The sequence below is a fragment of the Streptomyces sp. NBC_00258 genome (assembly GCF_036182465.1).
Classification (GTDB): Bacteria; Actinomycetota; Actinomycetes; order Streptomycetales; family Streptomycetaceae; genus Streptomyces.
This window is the reverse complement of the sequence record NZ_CP108081.1, coordinates 7,334,331-7,359,609: the sequence shown is the minus strand read 5'-3', so window position 1 is coordinate 7,359,609 and position 25,279 is coordinate 7,334,331. Positions and strand designations below refer to the sequence as shown.

Genomic DNA, 25,279 nt, shown 5'->3' with positions numbered 1-25,279 from the left:
GTCTGGGGACTACTCTTCGTCAGTGATGGACAACCCCGTACCGCCCCGTGCCGCCGAGCCCAGGCCCCGTCGTCGTGATCGACACGGGCGGGGGATGCGTGGCCCCGTGGCGCCGCCGCAGGTACCCCTCTCGGCGCCTCGGGCCGAAGTGTTCGCGGATCTGGTGCAGGACTCCGTGGAGCGGCTGGAGCGGCGCTGGCCGCAGCTCGCCGACATCGAGTTCCTGGTGCTGGAGGTACCCCGGCTCGACCCGGCGCGTGACGAGGGCTGGGCCGACGAGACGGTCCCCCTGGGCGGCACGATCCCTGCGCGCGAGGGCCGGCCCGGCCGTGTCGTCGTCTACCGGCGCCCGGTCGAGATCCGCACCAAGGGGCGCGACGAGCGGGCCGCGCTCGTGCACGAGGTCGTGGTGGAGCAGGTCGCCGAGCTGCTCGGACTGACTCCGGAGACGGTGGATCCCCGCTACGGGGAGGACTGACCGCACTCCCGGAGGCGTGCGGCGTCCTACTTCTGCAGCACCGAGAGGTCCTGCTCCGCGTCCGGTACCTCCACCGTTCCCCGGTCGTCCGGCAGCGTCTGCACCGTGAACATCGGTACGCCGCCACTGGCCGCTTCGAGCATGCGCGCCGCGTAGACGGGACCACCGGACTGCGGCTCGACCGTGAGGGCGTACGTGCCCTTGAGACCGCTGGGGACGGGCAGCTCGACGTTCTGGGTGGTGCCGCCCTTGATCGTGTACGTCTTCTCCGCGGCCGTGCCGCCGCCGCTGCCCGCGGAGGCCGTGACCTTGACCTTCGCGGTGCGGCCGGGGGCCACCAGGGAGAGCGTGGAGCCCTTGGAGCGGTTGTCGGCAGCCGTCGCGCGCGTGTCCACCGGGCCGGTCGCCGGGATGAACGCCGTCTCCTGCTTGTCGCCCTTGCCGCGGACGACCTTGAGGGCCGCGACGACCGGTGTGGACCGCCCGGTCGGCGTCAGTATCAGGGATCCCGCCTCGCCGCGCGTGACGTCACCGAGGTCGATGGCGGCGGTCATGCCTGCCTTGACGTGCAGCGTCTCGTTTCCGGCGGGGGTGATCGGCCCGTTCGGAGAGGCGAGCCGCACCTTCAGGTCGGCGTCGGCGTCACCGGGCGCGAAGGCGATCAGCCGTACGGACGTCGCGTCCTTCGGGATGCCCGGCAGGACGAGGCTGCCCGCGGGGTCGGTGGAGGGGGCCAGCCAGTCGGCGCCGAGCCTGTCGTCGACGGCCTGGACGGCGGCGGCGACCCGGCCGCTGCGGACCGTGACATGCACGGTGACGTTGGTCTGGGGCTCGTCGATGAGCGTGGACAGCAGCACCGCCTCGCTGGAGTGCGGCGGGATCTGGATGCCCTCCCCCACCGTCGACTTGAGGGCGCCGTCCTTGCCGTACAGCTCGATGTCGGCGACGGCGGCCGCGTCGTCCGGGTTGGTCAGGTGCGCGTAGTCCGTGCGCTCCTTGGCGGTGCTGGCGCCCGGGAACCAGAACTCCGTGTCCGGAGCCGTGCAGTTGGTGCCGAGCAGGCCTCGGCCGCTGCCCGCCGGGATCTCCGTGGTCTGCTGGACGGTCCAGCCGGGCGCGAACCTGCCCTCGGCGGTACCGACGAGCGCGGGCGACTCGGCGCCGGAGGCCTCGCCGGTGACCGGCTTGCCCGGCTCCTTCGGCGTCAGGACGGCCTTCCCCTTGCCGTCCTTGTCGTCGTCCTTCTTGTCGTCCTTGGAGTCGTCGGTCTTGCCGTCGGCCGACTCCTCGCCCGCCGCCGTGAGTTCGGCCGACCCGTCGTCACCGGTGCCCTCGGCGACGGGGGTGAACGACGTGTACGCGGTCTCCGCGAGGTCCGAGGTGCTGGGAGCCGGGCAGAGCAGGCTGGTGCGCTCCACGGGCAGTTGGGCGGCCGCCTTCGCCGTGGCCGTGCCCGCGGTCTCCGGTTCGGACATCGAGGCGAATCCGGTGACGGCGGCGAGCGCGGTCACGCCGGCGATCAGGGACACGGTGGTGCGGTTCACTGCTGGCTCCCGTCGGGGCGCTCACTGTCGGTGCCGTGGGGCGGCTGCTGTTGCTGGTCCGGGTCGTACGCCGGGTCGTAGCCCTGGGAGTACGTCTGCGTCGGGTCGTACGCCGCGTTCCCCGTGCCGTACGTCGCGTACGGGTCGTACTGGCCCGTCTGGTACGGGTCCGCCTGGTACTGCTGCTGGTCGTAGGTGCCCGCCGGGTACTGCGGGGCGCCCTGGTACTGCTGCTCGCCGCCGTAGGTGCCGTACTCGGCGCCCGCGTACGTCGTCGTGTCCCATTCCCCATAGGTCTGCTGCTGCGGGACCTGGGCGGGGACGGGGACCTCCTCCGAAGGAGGAGGTGTGGCGGGCGGGGCGTCGGGGGTGAACTGGTCGGGCTGGTCCGTCTGTTCGGCCTCCGCCTGGGCGCGCAGCCTGCGGGCCCTGCGGCCCTCGCCGGAGACGGCCTGGGCGGGGACGACGGGCTCCTCCGGGAGGTCGTCGTCGACGTCGCGGCGGCGGCCGGGCAGGGCGAGCACCACGAGGACGACGGCGAGCGCGCCCTGCGCCCACAGCCATCCGGTGTGGCTCATCGGGGCCTCGAAGGTGACGTCCAGCCGGCCCGCGGTGGCGGGCAGTTCGAAGCCCTGCGCCCAGCCGTCGACCGTGGTCCTGGTGAGCGGCTTCCCGTCGAGGGTGGCCGTCCAGCCCTCGTCGGCGGTGTCGGCGAGGCGCAGGACGCGGCCGTCGGCACCGGCGGGGATCTTGGTGTGCAGCTCGACGGGACCGGCGGCGATGGGCTGCGGGTCGCCGGACCCGGGGACGATGGCCGCGCGCGCGACCTGCCGGTCGACGCGCCACAGGGCGCTGCCGTCCTGCTGGCTCAGCCGGCTCAGGCCGGGGGTGGCGTCCAGGACGCGGCTGACCTCGCGGGGCGCGCCGCCGCGCACGAGGACGTAGCGCACGGCGAAGCCGCCGAGCTGGTCGGCCTGGTCGGCGCCGGAGCCCGCCACGAGGTTCGCGACGACCTTGTCGAGCGGCTTGTTCTCGCCGTCTGCCGCCGCCAGTTCGGCGTCGCCGAGGCGGGCGCCGGAGCCCCGGACGAGCATGTAGCCGACCTCGGCCGCCGAGGCGCTGTCCAGGACGAGGGTGCGGGCCTGGTCGCGGGTGCCGCTCTCCTCGGCGACGAACGCGGGCACCTGGACGGGATCACGGCGCTCCAGGGGCCCGTCCGCGCCGCGGATCATCCACCCGGCGGCGACGAGCACGGGTCCCGCCGCCGCGGCGAACGCGATGAGCACCGCGAGCGGCTGACGCCAGCCGAAGCTCTGCTCCGCCACGCGCGAGCGTGCGCCGTCGGCGCCGAGCGCGGCGGCTGCGAGGAAGGCGAGGCCGTAGACGAGGGTGGCCGGTCCGGCCCAGGTGGAGGCGTTGGACAGGACGGCGAAAACGAGCGCCACAAGGCCGGCCGCCCAGGCGGTCCAGATTCCCAACTGACGTTCTGTACGCACCAGCGCGGCCACGGCGGCGCACACGATGCCGATGAGCATCAGCCCGCTGACGGTCCCGGGGCCGCCCGGGCTGCCGCCGAGCAGGTCGAGCGCGGAGGCCGCCCCCGATCCGTACTCCATTCCGGCCTCCTGGAAGAAGCCGAACGGCAGCAGCGTCAGCGACCAGGGGGCGAGGACGAGCAGCGGGGTGCCGAGCTGCGCCAGGAAGCGCGGCACATAGGCGGTGATCTCGCCGCGGCGCACGACCAGCAGGGCGACGCCCAGCACGAGCGCGATGGGCCACACGATCGGCGTGAAGGCGGTGGCGAGGGTCAGCAGCAGCGCGTACGCCCAGGTGGCGCGCCAGCTGCCGCGGGCCGTCTCCGAGGCGAGGCCACTGGCCGCAATGCCCGCGCGGGCGATGAGGGGCAGCAGCACGGCGAGCACGGCCGTGCCGATGCGGCCGCCCGCGAGCGCGCCGGTGGCGGCGGGCAGGAAGGCGTACGCCACGGACGCCCAGGCGCGCAGCAGGCGTGACTGGACGAGTGGCCGGGAGGCGAAGTAGGCGGTGAAGCCGGCCAGCGGTACCGAGCCGACCAGCAGCACGGTGACGGCGAGCCCGGTGGAGCCGAACAGCAGGCTCGCGAGCATCGCGACGAGCGCGAGATACGGCGGCGCGGACTGGGTGCCGCCGGCGCCGACCGGATGCCAGGCGTCCAGATAGCGCGACCACAGCTCGGAGGAGTCGGCCGGGGCGGGCAGCAGCGCGCCGCCCGAGAGCGCGCCGCCGCCGAGGAGCTCACGGCAGGCGACGAGCGAGATGAGGAGGAGGGCCACGAAGAGCATCGGTCCCGGCTTGCGGGCGACGCGCTTGAGGCGGGCGAACTGCTCGACCTCCAGGAAGTCGGCGTCGTCGCCGCCCGGCCCGGACTCGACGGCGCTGCCGTGCCGCCCTGCCGCGTTCAGCTCCGGGTCGGAGCTGCCCGTGAGGTTGCCCGCGGCCTGTTCGATCGTGGCCCGTACGGTCGCGCCGGGCGGCGGGAACAGCGGGCGCAGTTCGTCCTTGTCGACCTGGGGGCGGCCGCGCCTGCGCCGGCCCGCGAGGATGCGCTCCGGGCGCAGCAGTGTGCCCAGGAGGCCGCGGATCTCGTCGACCGCCTGTCCGGGGACCTTGCCGACGAGGTAGGCGACCGTGCGCAGCAGCGTGCCCAGCACGAGCCGTACGAGGATCCAGGGGAGTGCCGCGCTGCGGCTGTTGACGAGGAGGGTGTAGACGGCGCCGGCCTTGTCGACCTTGTGCGGGGAGGCGGAGGTGCGGCCCACGCAGTCGACGGTGCGCCGCTCGCGGGAGGACGCCTCGGCATGCCGCACGACCGCTTCCGGGGCGACGAGGACGCGGTGGCCCGCGGCCTGGGCGCGCCAGCACAGGTCGATGTCGTCACGCATCAGGGGCAGCCGGCGGTCGAAGCCGCCGAGCTCCTCGAAGACGTCGCGGCGGATCAGCATGCCGGCGGTGGACACGGCGAGCACGGGCCTGACGTGGTCGTGCTGGCCCTGGTCCTGTTCGCGCCGGTCGAGGCCGGTCCAGCGACGGCCGCTGTGCGCGATGGTGACGCCGACTTCCAGGAGCTGTCTGCGGTCGTACCAGCCGCGGAGCTTGGGGCCGACGATCGCGACTTCCTTGCCGAGCTCCCGTTCGTTCTCCACGACCCGCAGCAGCTGGGCCAGGGCGTCGGCTTCGGGGGCGCTGTCGTCGTGCAGGAGCCACAGCCACTGCTCGGGCTCGCCGTGGGGCAGCTCCGGCATGTCGTACGCGTCGTCGCGCCAGGTGCGGGTGACCGGGTCCCAGCCGCTGGGGCGCTTGAGGTACGGCAGGTCGTCCGGGGTCAGCACGCCGGCCGTGCGAGCGGCCTCCTCGACGGCCTGGCCGAAGCCGGTGCGCCGGGCGAGGTGCAGCACCCGGTCGGCGCCGAGGGCGTCGGTGACCAGTCGGGCGGAGTCGTCCGCGCTGCCGGTGTCGGCCGCCACGGCGTTCTGTACGGGGCGTTCCTGACCGAGCAGCCCGGCGAGGGCGTCGGGCAGCCAGCGGGCGCCGTCGTGCGAGACGAGCACGGCGGTGACCACGTGCCGCGGGAACTCGGGTGTGGCAGTGTCGTACTGACCTGCCGAATGGCTGTGCACGGACATCGAGGTACGGGCCCCGGTTCGATGGACTGCGGTGGACGCCTGTGCCCCCAGAGGACAGCGGGGCGTCTCGGACGGAGGCCCACACTAACGGCTGGGCACGAGAGCGGCCCGCCGCCTGTGGATAACCCACCTGCGACGGGCCGTTCGTTACGTATCAGAACGTAGGGGTGTGCGCCGTTCGGTCGGACGGCGATCGGATGGCGATCAGGTCGCGATCAAGCCACGATCAGACGGCGGCCTTCTTCAGGCGGCGCCGTTCACGCTCGGACAGGCCGCCCCAGATGCCGAAACGTTCGTCGTTGGCGAGCGCGTATTCAAGGCACTCGGAGCGGACCTCACAGGCGAGGCAGACCTTCTTGGCCTCGCGGGTGGAGCCGCCCTTCTCGGGGAAAAAGGACTCGGGGTCGGTCTGCGCGCAGAGCGCCCGCTCCTGCCAGCCGAGCTCCTCTTCGGCCTCGTCGACCAGCAGTTCCTGAAACAGCTCGGTCATGTGCGCCCCTCGTCCGTCTCGCGTCCCCGTGATGCTGCCGTTACCGATTTCGGCTGAACGACACGAGTGAAATTACAAGTGTGCCGATCCGGGCCAGTCAAGCCGAGATCTGCTATTGGGCCCCTTATTCACTCTGCGGAACCAAGGCTTTGCGGAAAGTGTTCAAATCGGCATAAACCCTGACAGCCGAATAGGGACCCGGCCGGGCTCCGTCTCCGCACAGGACCTGTACGAAGAAGGACGCTCAGAAGTTCGATCTCGTTCCTGTACGAACGACGAAGCGAACCGGATCACATGTGGATCACACGCATGCCCCATGGATCACGGGATCGCGACGAGGTTCGTGCGCCCGGTTGTGCGCCATGTGTCCCCGCAAGCTCCTGCACAAACCTTTCGCCACAGAGGTGAACCGGATGAGGTGAAACATCGCCCACATACCGGACATCAAGTTGACAGTCCGAGTGTGAACCGGTGTCCTAGTGGGCATGCTCGCGAACTTGGCACTCACCTCGACCCGCACCGCCGGGTCCCTCGGTGCTGCCCACGCTCGCTGTAGCTGTTTCTGTTGCTGTCACAGCTGTTGAGCCCACCGCGCTCCGGCTGCCGCCGGGTTCCCTGACCGGGACCCGGCCGCTGGTCCCCCGCCCGTACCAAGGGCACACCTCATGCCCGCGACCCGGGCGGACGGTACGTGACACCCCAGTCCTCCAGCACTCTCTTCCGCCGAGGAACCCACCGCACCCATGAACAGCGACAGCGACCTCCAGATCGCCGGCGACATCCTCGAAGTACCGCACCTCCTCCAGGCGCCGCGCGAGCACCCGGCCACGGTGGCCGACTTCGTCGGCCTCGCACGCTCCATCGCGGCCGACCGCTCCCAGTGGGAGCACCTCGTCGAGTACGACGCGACCTCCCGCTGGTACCACCGGCTGCGCACCGGGCCCGGCTACGAGGTGTGGCTGCTCTCCTGGGTGCCCGGGCAGGGCAGCGGACTGCACGACCACGGCCGCTCCTCCGGCGTACTCACCGTCCTGGAGGGCGCGTTGACCGAGCGCACCGAGCGGGGCACGCGCGCGTTGGGCGCGGGCGCCCAGCGTGTGTTCGCGCCCGGGTACGTGCACGAGGTCGTCAACGACTCGCTCGATCCGGCCATAAGCCTGCACGTGTACTACCCCGGGTTGACGGAGATGCCGATGCACGCGGTGCGGTGCGCTGTGGCCGAGGTCTCGTAACCGGCTGACGCGTTGTCGTAGCCGCCTGCAAGACTGAATCCATGCGCATTGTGGTTCTGGCAGGCGGCATCGGTGGTGCCCGGTTCCTGCGCGGTCTGAAGCAGGCCGCGCCGGACGCGAACGTCACGGTCATCGGCAACACCGGGGACGACATCCACCTCTTCGGGCTGAAGGTCTGCCCGGACCTCGACACGGTGATGTACACCCTCGGCGGCGGTATCAACGAGGAGCAGGGCTGGGGGCGGACCGACGAGACCTTCCACCTCAAGGAGGAGCTCGCGGCGTACGGGGTCGGGCCCGAGTGGTTCGGGCTCGGCGACCGGGACTTCGCGACGCACATCGTGCGGACGCAGATGCTGAGCGCCGGGTATCCCCTCAGCGCCGTCACCGAGGCGCTCTGCGACCGGTGGCAGCCGGGCGTCCGGCTGATCCCCATGTCCGACGACCGCGTCGAGACCCATGTGGCCGTCGAGGTCGACGGCGAGCGCAAGGCCATCCACTTCCAGGAGTACTGGGTGCGGCTGCGGGCCTCCGTGGACGCGTACGCGGTGGTGCCCGTCGGAGCCGACCAGGCAAAGCCGGCACCCGGGGTGCTGGAGGCGATCGCCTCGGCCGACGTGATCCTCTTCCCGCCGTCCAACCCGGTCGTGTCCGTCGGCACGATCCTCGCCGTGCCCGGTATCCGGGAGGCCATCGCCGAGGCGGGCGTCCCGGTGGTCGGCCTCTCCCCCATCGTCGGTGACGCGCCCGTGCGCGGCATGGCCGACAAGGTCCTCGCGGCCGTCGGCGTCGAGTCCACGGCCGCCGCGGTCGCCGAGCACTACGGCTCGGGACTCCTCGACGGCTGGCTCGTCGACACCGTGGACGCCGGGACGGTGGAGCAGGTCGCCGCCGCCGGCATCCGGTGCAGGGCCGTGCCCCTGATGATGACCGACCTGGACGCGACGGCCGAGATGGCCCGTCAGGCGCTGGCGCTGGCGGAGGAGGTGCGGGGCGTTTGAGCGACGACAGCGACAACGATCTCGGGAGTGCGGGGCACATGAGCGGCGAGGTTTCCGCGAGTCCGGAGGTTTCCACGAGTCCGGCTCGGGCCGGGGACGAAGAGCTGCCGTCGGGGGTGCCCGGCTTCCGGGTCTGGGCTCTGCCCGGACTGCCCGAGGTACGGCCGGGGGACGATCTCGCCAAGCTGATCGCCAGCGCCGAGCCGGGCCTGGCCGACGGGGACGTACTGCTGGTCACCTCGAAGATCGTGTCCAAGGCCGAGGGGCGGATCGTCGAGGCGGCGGACCGTGAAGCGGCCATCGACGCCGAGACCGTGCGGGTCGTGGCGCGGCGCGGGCCGCTGCGGATCGTGGAGAACCGGCAGGGGTTCATCATGGCCGCCGCCGGCGTCGACGCCTCCAACACACCTTCCGGGACCGTGCTGCTGCTGCCCGAGGACTCCGACGCCTCCGCGCGCGCGATCCGCGACGGACTGCGGGACGCGCTCGGGGTCGAGGTCGGGGTCGTCGTCACGGACACGTTCGGGCGGCCCTGGCGGACCGGGCTCACCGATGTCGCCATCGGGGCCGCCGGAGTGCGCGTACTCGACGATCTGCGGGGCGGCACGGACGCGCACGGGAATCCGCTCAGCGCCACCGTCGTCGCCACCGCCGACGAGCTCGCCTCCGCCGGTGACCTGGTCAAGGGCAAGGCCGCCGGACTGCCCGTCGCCGTCGTCCGCGGACTGCCCCATGTGGTGGGCACGTACGGCGACGACGGCAAGGACGAAGGGACGCGAGGCATGGTCCGGGGCGCGCGCGACGACATGTTCCGGCTCGGCACCTCCGAGGCCGTCCGGGAGGCCGTCACCCAACGGCGTACCGTACGGGCCTTCACCGACGAGCCCGTCGACCCCGATGCCGTACGGCGTGCGGTGGCCGCCGCCGTGACCGCGCCCGCGCCGCATCACACGACGCCCTGGAGATTCGTACTCCTGGAGTCGGCCGAGTCGCGGACGCGGCTGCTCGACGCCATGCGGGACGCCTGGGTCGCCGATCTGGAGCGGGACGGGAAGAGCGCGGAGTCCATCGCCAAGCGCGTGCGGCGCGGGGACGTGCTGCGGGGGGCGCCGTATCTCGTCGTGCCGTGCCTCGTCATGGACGGGTCCCACACGTACGGGGACGACCGGCGTGACGGGGCCGAGCGGGAGATGTTCGTGGTCGCCGCGGGTGCCGGGGTGCAGAACTTCCTCGTCGCGCTCGCCGGGGAGCGGCTCGGGTCCGCGTGGGTGTCGTCGACGATGTTCTGCCGGGACGTCGTGCGGGACGTGCTCGGGCTGCCGGAGGGATGGGATCCCATGGGGGCCGTCGCGGTCGGGCACGCGGCGGAGGAGCCCAGGGCGCGGCCCGAGCGGGATGCGGGGGCGTTCATCGAGGTGCGCTGAGCGTCGACGTTCACATCACCCCTGGTTCGTACGGCATTCTCGTACGGCATCCCGAGCGCCCCAAGCCCTAGGACCCCATCGTGGCCGGACGTTTTGATCCTCGGCCCACGCGTACGACCGTGCGCGGCGGGCATGTCGTCGTGCCCGGGCAGGCGCGGGCGGACCGGCCGGCCCGACCCGGCGGGCGTACGCGGAGCTGGGTGCCGCCGTGGCCGCTGGATCTCGGGCTCGTGCTCGGGCCGTTGCGGCGGGGGCCCGCCGATCCGACCTTCCGTACGACGCCGGACGGGGCCGTGTGGCGGGCCAGTCTCACGCCGGTCGGGCCTGGGACCCTGCGGGTGTCCGTGCGCGCGGGTGTCGTCGAAGGGGAGGCGTGGGGTCCCGGGGCCGAGTGGTTGCTGGAGCAGCTGCCGCGGATGCTCGGGGAGTCGGACGATCCCGACGCGTTCGAGCCGCGGCATCGGCTGGTGGCGCTGGCCCGGCATCGGCGGCCCGGGTTGCGGCTGACGCGTACGGGGCTGGTGCTGGAGTCGTTGATCCCGTCGGTTCTTGAGCAGAAGGTCACTACGGACGAGGCGTATCGGGCCTGGCGGTTGCTCGTGCGGAAGTACGGGGTGCCTGCGCCCGGGCCCGGGCCCGTGGTGGGTCGGGGTGGGGGGATGTTCGTGATGCCCGAGCCTCGGGTCTGGGCGTTGATTCCCTCGTGGGAGTGGCATCGGGCCGGGGTCGACAACAAGCGGGCGTCGACGATTCTGCGGGCCGTCCGGGTGGCCCGGCGGATGGAGGAGGCGGTGGGGTTCGAGGCGGGGCGGGCCCAGGAGCGGCTTGAAGTGGTGGCGGGGGTGGGGCCGTGGACCTCGGCGGAGGTTGTGCAGCGGAGTCATGGGGCGGCGGATGCGGTGACGGTCGGGGACCTGCACCTTCCCGGGATCGTGGGGTACGCGCTGGCGGGCGACCGGGATGCGGATGACGCCGTGATGCTGTCGTTGCTGGAGCCTTATGCGGGGCAGCGGCATCGGGCTGCTCGGCTCATCCTGTTGAGCGGGCGTACGCCGGCGCGGCGTCAGCCGCGGATGCCTCGGGGGGATATCGGGCGGCTGTGAGTGGGGGCTTTTTTCGCCCCCGCCGCCCCTACCCAATCCCGTCCCTTACTCAGGGGCTCCGCCCCCGAACCCCCGTATCGCGCTCCGCGCTCGTCCTCAAACGCCGGACGGGCTGAGAGGTGGGTGGGTGGGAATCGGCCTGAACGGCCTCGTCCTCAAACGCCGGACGGGCTGGGTGGTGTGAGCCTGCGCCAGTTTGTGTGCGCAGGCTCTGCTCCCCCCTTGGTGAAGTCCTTGGTCGAGTCGGTGTTACTGGTCCGATGAGAAGCGGAGTGCCGCGGCCGGGATCTGGGCGTCGCACCAGATGCGTACGCCTTCGCGGAGTTCGTTGTCCGGGCCTACCGAGGCGCCGTCGCCGACGACCGCTCCGGTGAGGATCGAGCGGGCGCCGACGTGGGCGCGGGCGCCGATCAGGGAGTCGGTGATGACCGCGCCCGGGGCGATGACCGCGCCGTCCAGGATCGTGCTGCCGGAGATACGGGCGCCCTCGCCGACGGTGGCGCCGTGGCCGACGACGGTGCCGCCGGTCAGTTTGGCGTCGGAGGCGACCGTGGCCGACGGGAGGACCAGGCGGTCACCGCAGCGGCCCGGGACGGCCGGGGACGGAGCGCGGCCGAGTACCAGGTCGGCCGAGCCGCGCACGAAGGCGCCCGGGGTGCCCAGGTCAAGCCAGTAGGTCGAGTCGACCATTCCCTGGAGGTGGGCGCCGGAGGACAGGAGTTCCGGGAACGTCTCCCGTTCGACCGAGACCGGGCGGCCCACCGGGATCGCGTCGATCACCGAGCGGCGGAAGACGTACGCGCCCGCGTTGATCTGGTCGGTGACGATCTCCTCGGGGGTCTGGGGTTTTTCGAGGAACGCCTGGACCCGGCCCGACGAGTCCGTGGGGACCAGTCCGTACGCCCTCGGGTCCGTCACCCTCGTGAGGTGCAGGGAGACGTCAGCGCCCGACGACCGGTGCGTGCTGATCAGGGCCGGGATGTCCAGGCCCGTCAGGATGTCCCCGTTGAAGATCAGGACCGGGTCGTCCGGGCCCGATCTCAGACGGGAGGCCACGTTCCGGATGGCGCCGCCGGTGCCGAGGGGCTCCTCCTCGGTGACGTACTCGATGTGGAGCCCCAGCGACGAACCGTCGCCGAAGTGGGGCTCGAAGACCTCGGCCAGGTAGGACGTGGCGAGCACGATGTGCTCGACCCCCGCCGCTCTTGCCCGTGCCAGCTGGTGCGTGAGGAACGGTACCCCGGCCGCCGGAACCATCGGCTTCGGCGTGTGCACCGTGAGGGGGCGCAGCCGTGTGCCCTTGCCGCCGACCAGGAGGATCGCTTCTGTCACCTGTCGTCTCTGCTTCCTGATGGGGCCGGTCGAACTGTCTTTCGACCGGCCAGTGTATGCAGACCGTTTCGATGGCTGTGGGGCGCCTCTGGGGGGAGGGTTGACTGTGGGGAGCCGCCGGGCGGGGGCCCCGGCTTACCGGGTCACCGTTCCCGCCGACCGGACCTCATCGTCCCTGGTAGCGGGCCGAAGTCGCACGGGCCTTGCCGAGCTTCGCGTACAGTCGGCCGCCCGGGCATTCGGTGGCGAAACCATCCCGGTGACCGGAGATTACATTGAGTCGTACGTTCTTTCCTTTTCGGTAGAGATTTCCGCCCCCGGACTTGAGGTAGGTCTTGCCCTTCGGGTTCGCTCCGAAGAGGCCGAGCTTCCATGCCGTGAGCTTCGCGATCGCCTTCACCGCGGCGGCGGGCGGGTTCGCGGTACCGAAGCTCCCGAGGACCGCGATCCCCATGCTGTTGGTGTTGAAACCGAGAGTGTGTGCGCCCATGACGGGCTTGGCCACGCCTCCGGCCCGCCCCTCGTAGATGTTTCCGCACTTGTCGACGAGGAAGTTGTAGCCGATGTCCCGCCAGCCGCTGCTCTTCACGTGGTAGCGGTAGATACTGCGGATGACTGAAGGTGCCTGCGCGCAGCGGTAGTTGTTGCCCGACGCGGTGTGGTGGACGAAGGCGGCCTTCACGGTCTTCGTGTAGCTGAAGTTCCGCTCGCGGAGCGTCTCGTCGGCGCCCCAGCCCCGGCGGGTGACGATGCGCGGACGTGCGCCGATGTACGGCTTCACGCGCTGGCCCGTCGCCGGGTCCGCCGCGTCGGCGGTACCGATCGTGCCGGTCTTGCCTGTCGTACCCGGCTTCTCCTTCACACCTGGCTTGTCCTTCGCCGCCGGCTTGGCCGTCCCGCTCGCCGCGTCCGACGTCTCACCGCGGGTCGCGATCAGGTCGGCCTCCGTCTGCTTCTGGCTGAGGGCGGGGATCGTGGTGGCGCCGAGGGGGGCGAGGTCGGCGTTGACGGCGGAGGAGGCCGCGGCCTCGGGGGACAGGACGTTGCCCCGCGGGGTGTCCACTCCGGAGGCCTGGGGCGGGGGCTCGGCGGCCGGGTCGGCTCCGGGGTCGATCAGTTCGATGTGCAGGCCCGTGGGGAGGGGGTCGCCGGCGACGGCCCGGCCGTCCGTTCTCGGCCTGCCGTCCGCCTCCGCCTGGACGCGGACCTCCACACCGTCCGAGTCACCGACCCACAGGGGTGCCGTGGCTCCCCGTACGCGCCCGGAGGTGCGCTCCGCGGTGTCCGGGTCCGCCGCGTGCTCGTGGTTGTGCGTGTCCACGTCCTGCCAGACGGACCACTTCGCGGTGCCGCTCGCGCGGGTACGGACCTGGACCCGGCCCTGGAGTTCCGCGTCCGGGTTGTCCCAGACGACGCCCACGAGGGAGAAGTGGCGTACGTCGCGTCGCGGAAGGCCTTGGGTGGGAGCGGAGGAGGGGGCGGCGGACGTGGGGGGCAGGGTGCGGTCGCTGGAGGGCGGGGTGAGGGGCGCGAGGGGGAGGGACTGGGTGCTGCCGGGGATCGATCGGTCGGCCGCGGAGCCGGCGGGGGCGGCAGGGGCGGCTTCCGCGGCCGAGGTGGCCGTCCCGGCCGATGTCGTCGAGGTGCTCGGCGTCTCCGGTCGGGCCCTGGCCGTTCGTTCGGATGCCGGTCTGTCCGGTGTCGCCCGGTCGGTGGTCGGGCTCTCGGCCGCCGGGGGTGCGGCCGCGGCTTCGGTGGACAGGGCCAGGGGGAAGGCCAGGGCGGCCGCACACGTGACGGCGATCGAGGAAGCAAGATATCCGCGCATGCCCCTGATCCTGGACATAGTCATACTTATCTGTCCATCTGGGATTTGACGGACCGTCGGCCGCACTCCGCCGAACCGGTGGCCCTCACTCCCCCGCCCGGGCGGGTGTCCGCGTACGCTTGCGTCCCGTGAACGCCACCGACCGCACCCCTGCCGACCTGCTGCGATCCGCGCTCGCCACGGATCCCACGCGCCCCCTGGTGACCTTCTACGACGACGCCACGGGGGAACGTGTCGAACTGTCCGTGGCCACCTTCGCCAATTGGGTGGCCAAGACCGCCAACCTGCTCCAGGGCGAGCTGGCCGCCGAGCCCGGGGAGCGGGTCGCGTTGCTGCTGCCCGCGCACTGGCAGACGGCGGTGTGGCTGCTCGCCTGCTCCTCCGTGGGGGTCGTGGCGGATGTCGGGGGCGATGCGGGTGCCGCCGACCATGTGGTGGCCGGGCCCGGGCAGTTCGAGGCCGGTCTCGCGTGTTCCGGGGAGCGGGTGGCGTTGTCGCTCGCGCCGCTCGGGCGGCGGTTCGCCCAGGTGCCTGCCGGATACGCCGACTACGCGGTCGAGGTGCCCGGCCAGGGGGACGTCTTCCAGGCGTACGGGCCGGTGGATCCGGAGGCGCCCGCGGTGGTTGTCGCCGGGGCGGAGCTGACGGGGGCGGAGGTCGTCGAGCGGGCTCGGGCGGATGCGCCCGCGCTGGGTCTGACGGGGCCCGGGGCTCGGCTGTTGTCCGCTCTTCCGTACGACACGTGGGAGGGGTTGAGTGCCGGCCTCTTCGCTCCGCTGGCCGTCGGGGGGTCCGTGGTGTTGTGCCGGAACCTCGAGCAGGCCGGGGAGGACGCGTTGGCGAAGCGGATCGAGAGTGAGCGGGTTTCGGCTACGGCACGCTGACGCCCCGCCGGAGTGGGGGGCCTTTTCCGCCCCCGCCGCCCCTACCCATTCCCGGCACTTACTCGAGGGCTCCGCCCCCGAACCCCCGCTCCTCAAACGCCGGAGGGGCTGAGATGGCCCCGTCCCTCATTCGGCCCACCCCCCGAAGCCCTCCGCCCCCGCCCGGGCCATGGTCGTAGGAGCAGGTCCGTACGCCATGAGGGGCGGAATCTCACGTGAGCGACACCGGAGGGACGCGGGGCGCGGCGCCGGGGCCGGTCGGGCCCGGGGTCGGCGCGTCTCCCACCGGGGCCGGGGTCAGGCGGCGTCGGCGGCGGTGGCTGCGGTACACGGCGATCGGCGTCGTCGTGGTCGTGGTGGGTGCCGCGGGGGCCGGCTGGGTGCTGTACGAGAAGCTGAACGGCAACATCACGTCGGACGACGACACCGCTGCGGAACTCGCCCGGTACGAGAAGGAGCGGCCGACCTCGTTGGCGCGTGACGCGCAGAACATCCTGCTGATCGGGTCGGACTCGCGGTCGGGGCGCGGGAACGGGAAGTACGGACGGGACTCCGGCACCGAGCGGTCCGACACCACCATCCTGCTGCATCTCCCGGCCGACCGGCGCAGCGCGACCGCGGTCTCCCTCCCCCGGGATCTGATGGTGGACGTGCCGAGCTGTCGCCGGCCCGACGGCAGCCGCACCTCGCCGGTGTTCGCGATGTTCAACCAGGCGTTCCAGAGCGGCGGTCCGGCGTGCACGATCCGTACGGTCGAGAAGCTGACCGACATCCGGATCGACCACCACATGGTCGTGGATTTCCACGGTTTCAAGGACATGGTCGACGCCGTCGACGGGGTCGTGGTGTGCCTGAAGGAGCCGATCGACGATCCCGCCGCCAAGCTCCGGCTGCCCGCGGGCAAGGTGAAGCTCAACGGCGAGCAGGCCCTCGGGTACGTACGCGCCCGCAAGACCATCGGCGACGGCAGCGACACCGACAGGATGGACCGCCAGCAGCGCTTCCTGGGTGCCCTCGTCAACAAGGTGCGCAGCAATGACGTACTGCTGAATCCGGTGAAGCTCTATCCGGTGCTGGACGCGGCGACCTCGTCGCTCACCACCGACCCGGGCCTCGCGAGCCTGCGGGGCCTGTACGACCTGGTCCGCGGCATGCGCAACATCCCCACCGAACGTGTGCAATTCCTTACGGTGCCGCGGGAGTCGTACGCCTACAACGCCAATCGCGACCAGCTCGTGGAACCCGACGCGGAGAAACTCTTCGAACGGCTGCGCATGGACGCCCCGTTGGAGGTCTCGAAGGAACTTCCGGAGGATTCCGGCACAAAGAGGAGTGGCTCGGAGCCGGTCGGCGACGGGGCCTCATACGGCGATTCGCACAACTACGAGCCCCATGACGGGAGTTACAGGGAGCGCGTGGACGACTACGACCAGGAATTCAGCCGGGAAGATGGCAAATCGGGCGCAAAGCGGCCCGGCGGTCCTTCGCCGACGCCGAGTCCCGCGCCGACTTTCCGAGGGAACACGGCCGCCGAGGACGCGTGCGGCTAACACCCGAACAGGCCTTTTGGTAAAGAGCACACCAAGACGGGGAACGTACGTTCAAAGAATTGGGCGGATTGCCCGGTTGTAGGGAAGTGCAATTTCTCACCGTCGTCGCTTGACGCCGAACTGGGCGGCTAGTGTGAGCGATCCGGTGCACCCGGTCCTGAGGTCTGTCCTGAGGTCGCGCACTGGTTGGACCGACTGACCGAGCGTCTTTTGAGGGGGAAAGACGCCGCGTGGCCCCGACGGAGGACTCAAGCAACCGTGGACGCGCAAGGCCGTGGGCGGGCGGACGATATCGATCCCGCAGACCAGTGGGTACTCAACCCGAACACCGGTGACTACGAACTGCGACTGCAGAGTTCCGCACCGCAGTCGACGGTTCCCGGTCCCCGGAGAACCGCCACCCGCGCCGGAGGGGCGGCAACACGCCCGCGTACCGCGCCGGGCCGTGACCGTGAGATTCCGGGCACCGATGTGCCGGGACCGCGCAGGCGCCGTGGCGCGCCGGAGGAACCACTTCCGGGTCGCCGCCGGACGCGTACGAAACCCAAGCAGTCGCGGGCGAAGAAAATACTGCTGTGGACCGGCGGCGGCATGGCCCTCGTGCTGGTCGGTGTCTCGGCGGCGGCGTACGCCTACATCAAGCACCTTGAGGGCAACGTCAACACGACGGACGTCGGCAGTGCGGGTGCGAGCGGCTTCAGCAAGGACGAGGCCTTCAATATCCTGATCATCGGTACGGACAAGCGCACCGGTGCGGGCAACGAGGGCTACGGCGACAAGGGCAGCGTCGGGCACGCCGACACGAACATCCTGTTGCACGTCTCCAAGGACCGTACGAACGCGACCGCGATGAGCATCCCGCGTGACCTGATCGTCGACATCCCGGACTGCCCGACCAAACTGGCGGACGGCACCGAGAAGGTCATCGCGGGGACCCCCAGCCAGCGCTTCAACACGAGCCTGGGCCAGGACGAGCGGGACCCGGGCTGCACCATGCGCACGGTCAAGGCGGTCACCGGCATCTCGCCGGACCACTTCATGATGGCCGACTTCAACGCCGTCAAGACCCTGACCACGGCGGTGGACGGCGTCGACGTGTGCGTGGAGAAGGCCGTCGACGACAAGGAGTCGAAGCTCAAGCTGCCGGCCGGTACGTCCAAGGTCGAGGGCGAGCAGGCGCTGGCCTTCGTGCGGACCCGGCACAGCTTCGGCAACCAGGGCGACCTCGACCGCATCAAGGTGCAGCAGCAGTTCCTCGGATCGCTGATGCGCAAGATGGCGTCCAGTGACACCCTCACCAACCCCAGCAAGCTGCTGAAGCTCGCCGAGGCCGCCACCAAGGCACTGACCGTGGACACCGGCATCGGCAAGGTCGGCACGCTCAAGGACGTGGCGCTGGAGCTGAAGAAGGTGCCGCCGAAGAACATCACCTTCACCACGGTGCCGGTGCGCGACAACCCGGCCGAGACGGTCAAGGCGACAGTCGTCGTCGACGACTCGCGCGCGCCCCAGGTCTTCCAGATGATCAAGAGCGACACCTCCTTCACCGCGGTGAAGCAGAAGGAGGCGAAGGAGAAGGCGGCCGTCGCCGCCCGTCTCAAGGGCAAGAAGGCCGCCGCCTCGGAGGTGCGCGTCCAGATCCTCAACGGCGGTGCCCCGGCCGGCAGCGCCCAGGCGGAGCTCAACTGGCTGCAGTTGGAAGCCGGCGTGTCCAAGTCCGAGAACGCGGGCAACTCGGGTGACACACAGGCCAAGACGACGCTCGAGTACGCGCCCGATCAGGCGGACCAGGCACGCAGGCTGGCCGACATCATGGGTCTGTCCGGCTCGGCGATGAAGCCGGGCAAGAGCGTCACCAACTCCCAGGGGCTGCCGACGATGACACTCACGCTGGGAGAGGACTTCAAGGGCGCCGGGGTGAAGCTGAACTCCGCTTCGGCCGCCACTCCGGATGTGGAGAAGTCCACGGCGGACAAGGTCCAGTGCGCCAGCTGATTCGCTGACGCGGGTGGCCTGACGGGCCTGTCGCACGTCTTACGGGGCGAGCGACGGGCCTTTGCCGGATGCGGAGTTGACTCCGGGGCGGGATCGGCCGGTGCCCGGGCCGCGATCGCCCGGTGCCACGTGCAGGGTTGGCCGGTGCCAAGTGCGGGTTTTCCCGGTTCCAGGTGCGGAGTGGCCGTATCAGGTGCGGGGCGGGCCGAATCCGGCTCGGAGTTGTCCGGCTCGGAACACAACCGTGCGGGGCTCACGTTGGTCTGACGTGGGGCACCGCTGTGTCGACTGCACGTCCGTCCGACGTCGGCCGCATGCCGGGCCGACAGCACACGGCCGTGCCGGTCGCTGATTTTGCCGATGCGTAGCCAACCCGGTTCGGGCTCACAGGGGTCTGACAGGTGGCGGACCAGTGTCGGACAGGGTGGCCTGACAGGGTTCGCTCCGCACCGGCCAGGGAGGGCCGGACACGGGGCGCGGCCTTGTCCGGGCAACAGGGGTGGGGAAGGGGCAGGGAGTTGAGTCAGAGCAGTGTGCAGGGGGAGGTGCCCGCGGTCGAGGACACCATGTCCCTCGCTCCGCAGGGCAAGGACGCGGCGGCCGGACCGGGCAGGCACGGCGGGAACAGGCGGCGCCCAGGCGGCCAGGGAACCGACCGGTCCCGGCGCAGACGGCGGGTGCTCCGCTGGTCGGCGACGGTCCTGTCGGTGGTGATACTCGGGACCGCCGGCACGGGATACCTGTACTACCGGCACCTGAACGGCAACATCGAGAAGGGCGAGCGCAGCAGCGGCGACTCGAAGGCGCCGAAGACGGCGCCCAACGCGGCCGGGCAGACTCCGCTGAACATCCTGCTGGTCGGCTCCGACAGCCGTGCCTCCGACGCGAACGTGGCGCTGGGCGGCAGCAGGGACAACCGCAGCAACCCGCCGCTGGGCGACGTGCAGATGCTCATCCACCTGTCCGCGGACCGCAAGAGCGCCGCGGTGGTGACCATTCCGCGCGACACCCGCGTCGACATCCCCAAGTGCACGGACCCGGAGGACGGCAAGACCTATCCGGCGACCAACACCATCATCAACACGTCGCTGTCCCGCGGCGGCGCCGGCTGCACGCTGGCCACCTGGGAGAACCTCACCGGGGTCTACATCGACCACTGGATGACGATCGACTTCGCGGGCGTCGTGAGCATGGCGGACGCCATCGGCGGGGTCGAGGTCTGCGTGAGACAGAACGTGAAGGACGGCCCGCTGCCCGGTGTGCCCGGGGGCTCCGGCCTGAAGCTGAAGGCCGGTACGAAGAAGGTCCAGGGCAAGCAGGCGCTCCAGTGGCTGCGCACGCGCCACGCCTGGGGCAGTGACCTCATGCGGGCCAGGGCTCAGCACATGTACATGAACTCGATGATCCGAGGGCTGAAGGAGCAGAACGTCTTCACCGACACGGGCCGGCTGATGGGCCTGGCCGAGGCTGCCACGAAGTCGCTGAAGGTCTCCGAGGAGATCGGCACGGTCAAGAAGCTGTACGACCTGGGCATGCAGCTCAAGACGGTGCCGACGAACCGCATCACGATGACGACGATGCCGAACGTCCCGGACCCGCTGGACGCCAACCACGTGGTGCCGGCCGGCGCCGACGCCGAGAAGGTGTGGTCGATGCTCCGCGACGACGTGCCGTTCGACAGCAACGGCTCGGACTCGGACGCGAAGAAGAAGACCGAGGAGAAGACCTCCAAGGACCCGGCCGCGGCCGACGGCCAGATCGCCGTACAGGTGCAGAACGGCACGCGGACCAACACGGAGGCGGCGGCGCCCCTGCGGGCGAGCGCGATCGCGGATCAGCTCACCGGCAAGGGCTTCACACAGGCGGTGGCGGACCGTTCGGTGGTGCTCAGCGAGGACAAGACGGTCGTCCGCTATCCCAGTGCGGACCTGGAGGGTGACGCCCAGCGGGTCGCCAAGTCGCTGGGGATTCCGATGAGTTCGGTGAAGCGGAGCACCGACGTCTCCGGGGTCACCCTCGTCGTGGGCGCCGACTGGCGTACGGGCACGGCCTATCCGAAGAAGTCGGCCCCGAAGGCCGGGGACGTCCCCGGCAACGCCGACGCCATCAACGGGTCGGACAAGAGTCAGTGCATGGACGTGTACAAGCCCTACCGCTGGTAGCCGTCCCGGTGGGGTGGCACCGGGCGGCCGCCCCACCGCAGGTGCAGGGGAACCGGGCCGGCTCCGCAGGCGCGGGATCGAGCGGACTCCAAGCTCCCGGAATCAGCCATTCCATGACCATTAATGGACATGTACACATCACACCCAACTGTCGAAGAACCGTTCGATGATGTGATCACTCTCGACGATCTTCCTTCCCCGTCGAGCCCTTCAGGAGAGCAACGTGAAGTCCAGGAGCAAAGTCGCCCGCTACGCCACCTCGATGGCTCTCATGCTGTCGGGCATCGCCGGCTACTCGCTCGTCACCGCGCCCGCCGCCAGCGCCGCCACGTACGGCTGCAACGGCTCCCAGATCGACAGCTGGAACAACACGTACAACGGCACCACGTACGCCACGACCTACCTGTTCTGGGACGGCACGTACAACTGCGTCGCGGCCGTGAAGCGCGGTTCGTACTACGGCGTCAAGTCCCGTATCGCCGTGGACGCCTGGACGAACAGGGACGGCTACGTCTCGCCGGGGGACGACGGCCAGTACCTCTACTACGCGAGCTTCAAGTTCTACGGGAAGGACCGCTGTATCGCGGTCGAGACCGACGTGTGGAACTTCAGTGGCAACAACATCATCCAGGATCACGTTCCGAACTCCAGCTACTTCCACTGCGACTGACTCCGACGCGACGAGGGACCGGCGCCCGCGGTGACACGGGTCACGCCTTTATGAGTTGCGTACCCGGAACCCGCCTCGGAATGATCATGCTCGGTTCTGAAATTGATCTGATGGGAACTCAAGCATGTTCGACACCAAGCGACTTGGTTCGGTGGCAGCCATCCTCGGTCTGACCGTCGCCGGAACGGTCGCCGCCACCGGCACCGCCTCGGCCGCCTCGTACAACGGCGGCTGCGGGTCCGGCTACAGCGTGATCGGCTCCAGGGACGTCGGCGACGGCAACGCCTTCATCACGTACAACAGCTCCAACGGCTACAACTGCGTCGTCACCGTCAGCGACACCCCGGGCTCGTCGATGTATCTGGACGCCCGGCTGCGGATCCACCGGACCGACACCGTGTGGAAGGCCAGCGAGGTGGACGAGGGCAACTTCAAGTACTACGCGGGCCCCGTCTACCTGAAGGCCGTGGACACCTGCATCGACTACGGCGGCACCGCGGGCAACGCGAGCTACATCCAGGTCAACTACAAGGTCCACTGCGGCTGATCCCGCTGACGGCGAAGGCCCCTTTCCCTGTCCGGAAGGGGCCTTCGCCATGTGCGCCAAGAGGCGGTCAGTTCTCGCTCAGCACCGCCGGCCGCCGCGACGCGATGACCTTCTTCGCCAGAGCCTTCGGGCTGGTCAGGAAGCCGATGCCCCACGACATGTGCATGGTGGCGAGGGCCACGGGAATCCACAGCCGCGCCTTCGGCGGCAGCCCCTTGCCCGCGGGGAGGGAGCCGAGGGCGATCGCCGCGAGGTAGCCGCCGGGGACCAGGAAGCCCCAGGGGGTCACCGCCGCACCCACCACGAGCCCGGCGACGATCGCGCAGACCGCGGCCGGCGGGGCCAGATAGCGCAGGTTGATCGAACCCGAGTGATAGCGGGCGACGACATGACGCCAACGCCCGTAGTCCTTGTACTGCTTGGCCAGGGCCTGCATCGAGGGACGCGGGCGATACGAGACCCGCAGCTCGGGCGAGAACCAGATCAGGCCGCCCGCCTCACGGATCCGGAAGTTCAGCTCCCAGTCCTGGGCGCGGATGAACTCCTCGTTGTAGCCGCCCTGTTGCTCCAGGGCCTCACGGCGGAAGACACCGAGGTACACGGTCTCGGCCGGTGCGGCCTCGCCGCCCGTGTGGAAGGCCGCGTTGCCCACGCCGATCTTCGACGTCATCGCCGCGGCGACCGCGTGCTCCCAGTCGTTCTCGCCCTCGGCGTGCATGATGCCGCCGACGTTCTGCGCGCCGGTCTCCTCCAGGAGGCGGACGGCGGTCGCGATGTAGTTCGGCGAGAGCATGCCGTGCCCGTCGACGCGTACCACGATCGGGTGGCGGGACGCCTTGATCGCGGCGTTCAGCGCGGCGGGGGTACGACCGGTCGGGTTCGGCACCGTGTGCACACGGGGGTCTTCTCGTACGAGCTCGGCCGCGATCTCGTCCGTACGGTCCGTCGAGGGACCGATGGCGATCACGACCTCCATCTCACCCCCGTACTCCTGGGCGAGGATCGCTTGGACGGCGCCGCGCAGATGCCGTTCCTCGTTGAGGACGGGCATGATCACGGAGACGGCGGGGAGCTGCACGTCGGGCTTGGCGTTCATCGCGGATTACGTTACCGCGAACGGGGGACACGGACGCGCGCCGCCCGGTCCTTGCGCCGGGCCGCAGATCGTATGGGCCTACGGTGCTCGCGGACCCCCACACCCGGCCGACGCGGAGGTGTCCGCCTTGCCCACGCCGCCCCGCTCCCCCGCCCGCCCGCAGCGGCAGCGCCCAGCGCGGCCGCCCGTACGGCGCAGGCGGCCGCGCTGGGCCATGCGGGTGACGACCTCGGTGTCCGTGACGGTGCTCGCGGCGGCCGGCATCGGGCACGCGCTGCTCACCGGTCTCGGCTCCGACATCGACCGGATCGACCCCTTCAAGGACATGAAGAACCGGCCCGCGCACGGCCACGGCATGAACGTGCTCCTCGTCGGCACCGACGGCCGCGACCGGATCACCCCGGAGGAGAAGGAGAAGTACCGGCTCGGCGGCGCCCCCTGCCACTGCACCGACACGATCATGATCGTGCACCTCTCCGAGGACCGGAAGCGGGCCAGCATCGTGAGCCTGCCGCGCGACTCGTACGCCGAGACGCCCGCCCACATCGACCGCACCACCGGCCGACGGCACCAGCCGCACCCGGTCAAGCTGAACGCGGCGTACGCGGAGGGCGGGCCGCAGCTGACCGTGCGGACCGTGGAGAACATGACCCATGTGAAGATCGACCACTATCTGGAGGTCGACTTCACCAGCTTCATCAAGACCGTGGACGTCCTCGGCGGGGTCCGGATCTGCACGGTGAAGCCGCTCAAGGACACGTACACCGGGCTCGACCTGCCGACCGGTGTGCACGATCTGAACGGCGGGCAGGCGCTGCAATACGTGCGCTCGCGGCACATCGACGGAGCCTCGGACCTCGGCCGGATGCAGCGCCAGCAGCGCTTCCTGGCCGCGCTGATCGAGCGGGCCACCTCGTCCGGGGTGCTGCTCAACCCGATCAGGTTCCGGGAGGTGACCGGGGCCGTGCTCGGCTCGGTGCGCGCCGACAAGGGTCTCGGGTCGGACGAACTCGTCGACCTGGGGCGGGCGATGCGGACCTTCTCGCCGTCCTCCTCGGAGTTCACGACGGTCCCGATCGGGAAGATGGGGTACGCCGTGAAGGGCATCGGATCGACCCTGAAGTGGGACGAGCAGAAGGCGGACCGGCTCTTCCGCACCCTGCGCGACGACAAGCCGCTCGCCCCGCACCGGGTCCGCTCCAAGGCCCTGCGCGTCGATGTCGCCCCGCAGCAGATCCGGGTCCAGGTCGAGAACGGCACCATGACCGCCGGCCTCGGCCGCCGCGTCGACAGCGGTCTGGCGGCCACCGGCTTCCGCACGACCCGGGCCCCCGTGAACGCCCCCGACCGCTCGGTCCGGCGCACGATCGTCCAGTACGACCCCCGCTGGGACCGCTCCGCGAAATCCCTCGCCACAGCCTTGCCCGGCAGCGAGCTGCGCCCCGTGAACGGCCAGGGCCCCCTGATGAAGGTGATCGCCGGCTCGGACTTCAAGGAGGTCCACAAGGTCCGGGCGGAGGACCCGACCCAGGGCGAGTTCAAAACGGTGACGGGCGACCAGGTGGTCTGCCCGTAGCCGACCAATCCAACGAGGGGCTCGCCACCGAATGTGTTGTGGAGGGGCGCGCCCCTCCAGGGGCGCGGGGAACTGCGCGACAAGCCCCCACCGGCCCGCGGCCGCCAACCGCCCTAGTCGTCGAGCCCTTCCGCGGAACGCTTCTCCCGCAGCTCCACGATCGCCCGCCGCCGGGCAAGCCGATGCGTACGACGGATCTGCGCCTCCTGATTGCGGCGCCGGTCCCGCTCACTCTCCGCCACCACCGGAGGTACCCGCCGAGGCTTCCCATCGGCATCCACCGCAGCAAAAACCAGGTAGGCAGAGCCGACCTGCTGAGGCGGCGTCGACTCGTTCCAACGCTCGGCGAGAACGCGGACGCCGACCTCCATCGACGTACGACCCGTCCAGTTCACCTGTGCCTTCACATGCACGAGGTCGCCTACGCGAACGGGTTCCAGGAACGCCATCTCGTCCATGGAGGCGGTCACGGCAGGCCCGCCGGAGTGCCGCCCGGCCACCGCGCCGGCCGCGTCGTCGACCAGTTTCATGATCACGCCACCGTGCACCGTGCCCAGAAGGTTGGTGTCGTTATGGGTCATGATGTGGCTGAGGGTGGTTCGGGACGCCGAAGTCGGCTTGCCCGGAATATCGGATTCCGGGGGACGGGCCTGGTCTGTCATGGCGCCCACCTTATGCCGGGCACACGCAAGGGTTGCTTTGCAT

The 25,279-nt window shown here is 70.7% G+C and carries 19 protein-coding genes; 12 read left to right on the top strand and 7 right to left on the bottom strand.

Annotated features, from left to right (window positions below):
* The first annotated feature begins 25 nt into the window (after positions 1-25).
* Positions 26-478 carry a metallopeptidase family protein gene (locus tag OG718_RS32875; RefSeq protein ID WP_143642899.1) on the top strand — a complete coding sequence of 151 codons (453 nt, stop codon included), beginning with the start codon at positions 26-28 and terminating at the stop codon, positions 476-478.
* 26 nt (positions 479-504) lie between these two features.
* Here the strand turns inward: OG718_RS32875 and OG718_RS32870 are convergent, their stop codons facing one another.
* From OG718_RS32870 to OG718_RS32860, 3 genes are all read right to left on the bottom strand, one after another.
* Complete coding sequence (locus tag OG718_RS32870; RefSeq protein ID WP_328845875.1) at positions 505-2,022, bottom strand: DUF5719 family protein; 1,518 nt, start codon at positions 2,020-2,022, stop codon at positions 505-507.
* Complete coding sequence (locus tag OG718_RS32865; RefSeq protein ID WP_328845874.1) at positions 2,019-5,684, bottom strand: glycosyltransferase family 2 protein; 3,666 nt, start codon at positions 5,682-5,684, stop codon at positions 2,019-2,021. Before OG718_RS32865 ends, OG718_RS32870 begins: the two co-directional genes overlap by 4 nt.
* Positions 5,685-5,910: 226 nt before the next feature.
* On the bottom strand, positions 5,911-6,174 hold the full coding sequence (locus tag OG718_RS32860; RefSeq protein ID WP_053723761.1) for a WhiB family transcriptional regulator: 264 nt from the start codon (positions 6,172-6,174) through the stop codon (positions 5,911-5,913).
* Positions 6,175-6,917: 743 nt separating this feature from the next.
* Here OG718_RS32860 and OG718_RS32855 point away from each other — a divergent pair.
* The 4 genes from OG718_RS32855 to OG718_RS32840 all read left to right on the top strand — a co-directional run bounded on the left by OG718_RS32855 (position 6,918) and on the right by OG718_RS32840 (position 10,934).
* Complete coding sequence (locus OG718_RS32855) at positions 6,918-7,406, top strand: cysteine dioxygenase (RefSeq protein WP_143642781.1); 489 nt, start codon at positions 6,918-6,920, stop codon at positions 7,404-7,406.
* Between the two features lie 41 nt (positions 7,407-7,447).
* Positions 7,448-8,407, top strand: a complete 960-nt coding sequence (gene cofD / locus OG718_RS32850) for a 2-phospho-L-lactate transferase (RefSeq protein WP_328845873.1) — start codon at positions 7,448-7,450, stop codon at positions 8,405-8,407.
* Between the two features lie 38 nt (positions 8,408-8,445).
* Positions 8,446-9,831: a coenzyme F420-0:L-glutamate ligase gene (locus tag OG718_RS32845; protein WP_328847876.1), complete on the top strand. Its 1,386-nt coding sequence runs from the start codon at positions 8,446-8,448 to the stop codon at positions 9,829-9,831.
* 80 nt (positions 9,832-9,911) lie between these two features.
* Positions 9,912-10,934, top strand: a complete 1,023-nt coding sequence (locus tag OG718_RS32840; RefSeq protein ID WP_328845872.1) for a DNA-3-methyladenine glycosylase family protein — start codon at positions 9,912-9,914, stop codon at positions 10,932-10,934.
* 249 nt (positions 10,935-11,183) lie between these two features.
* Here OG718_RS32840 and OG718_RS32835 read toward each other — a convergent pair whose 3' ends face one another.
* Together OG718_RS32835 and OG718_RS32830 are read right to left on the bottom strand one after the other, a co-directional pair.
* On the bottom strand, positions 11,184-12,266 hold the full coding sequence (locus OG718_RS32835) for a sugar phosphate nucleotidyltransferase (protein WP_143642784.1): 1,083 nt from the start codon (positions 12,264-12,266) through the stop codon (positions 11,184-11,186).
* A 166-nt stretch (positions 12,267-12,432) separates the two neighbouring features.
* Positions 12,433-14,094 (bottom strand): peptidoglycan recognition protein family protein, encoded by a 1,662-nt coding sequence (locus OG718_RS32830; protein ID WP_328845871.1) that lies wholly within the window; start codon positions 14,092-14,094, stop codon positions 12,433-12,435.
* A 128-nt stretch (positions 14,095-14,222) separates the two neighbouring features.
* On the opposite strand from OG718_RS32830, the gene OG718_RS32825 reads away from it, so the two are divergent.
* From OG718_RS32825 to OG718_RS32800, 6 genes are all read left to right on the top strand, one after another.
* Positions 14,223-14,978, top strand: coding sequence for a TIGR03089 family protein (locus OG718_RS32825; protein WP_143642786.1), 756 nt, complete (start codon positions 14,223-14,225; stop codon positions 14,976-14,978).
* A gap of 215 nt (positions 14,979-15,193) precedes the next feature.
* Complete coding sequence (locus tag OG718_RS32820) at positions 15,194-16,528, top strand: LCP family protein (RefSeq protein ID WP_328845870.1); 1,335 nt, start codon at positions 15,194-15,196, stop codon at positions 16,526-16,528.
* Between the two features lie 258 nt (positions 16,529-16,786).
* Positions 16,787-18,523 (top strand): LCP family protein, encoded by a 1,737-nt coding sequence (locus tag OG718_RS32815; protein WP_328845869.1) that lies wholly within the window; start codon positions 16,787-16,789, stop codon positions 18,521-18,523.
* A gap of 566 nt (positions 18,524-19,089) precedes the next feature.
* The gene (locus OG718_RS32810) at positions 19,090-20,685 is read left to right on the top strand and encodes an LCP family protein (RefSeq protein ID WP_328847875.1); all 1,596 of its coding nucleotides are present in this window, start codon (positions 19,090-19,092) and stop codon (positions 20,683-20,685) included.
* A gap of 223 nt (positions 20,686-20,908) precedes the next feature.
* Positions 20,909-21,355, top strand: coding sequence for a hypothetical protein (locus OG718_RS32805; RefSeq protein WP_328845868.1), 447 nt, complete (start codon positions 20,909-20,911; stop codon positions 21,353-21,355).
* Positions 21,356-21,479: 124 nt separating this feature from the next.
* Entirely contained in the window at positions 21,480-21,902 is a 423-nt protein-coding gene (locus tag OG718_RS32800; RefSeq protein WP_328845867.1) for a spore-associated protein A, read from the top strand.
* 67 nt (positions 21,903-21,969) lie between these two features.
* Here OG718_RS32800 and OG718_RS32795 read toward each other — a convergent pair whose 3' ends face one another.
* Positions 21,970-22,998, bottom strand: a complete 1,029-nt coding sequence (locus OG718_RS32795) for a glycosyltransferase family 2 protein (RefSeq protein WP_328845866.1) — start codon at positions 22,996-22,998, stop codon at positions 21,970-21,972.
* Positions 22,999-23,125: 127 nt separating this feature from the next.
* Between OG718_RS32795 and OG718_RS32790 the strand changes: the two genes are divergently transcribed.
* Positions 23,126-24,574, top strand: coding sequence for an LCP family protein (locus tag OG718_RS32790; protein ID WP_443055179.1), 1,449 nt, complete (start codon positions 23,126-23,128; stop codon positions 24,572-24,574).
* 113 nt (positions 24,575-24,687) lie between these two features.
* Here the strand turns inward: OG718_RS32790 and OG718_RS32785 are convergent, their stop codons facing one another.
* Positions 24,688-25,236 (bottom strand): acyl-CoA thioesterase, encoded by a 549-nt coding sequence (locus OG718_RS32785; RefSeq protein WP_143642798.1) that lies wholly within the window; start codon positions 25,234-25,236, stop codon positions 24,688-24,690.
* Positions 25,237-25,279 lie beyond the last annotated feature (43 nt).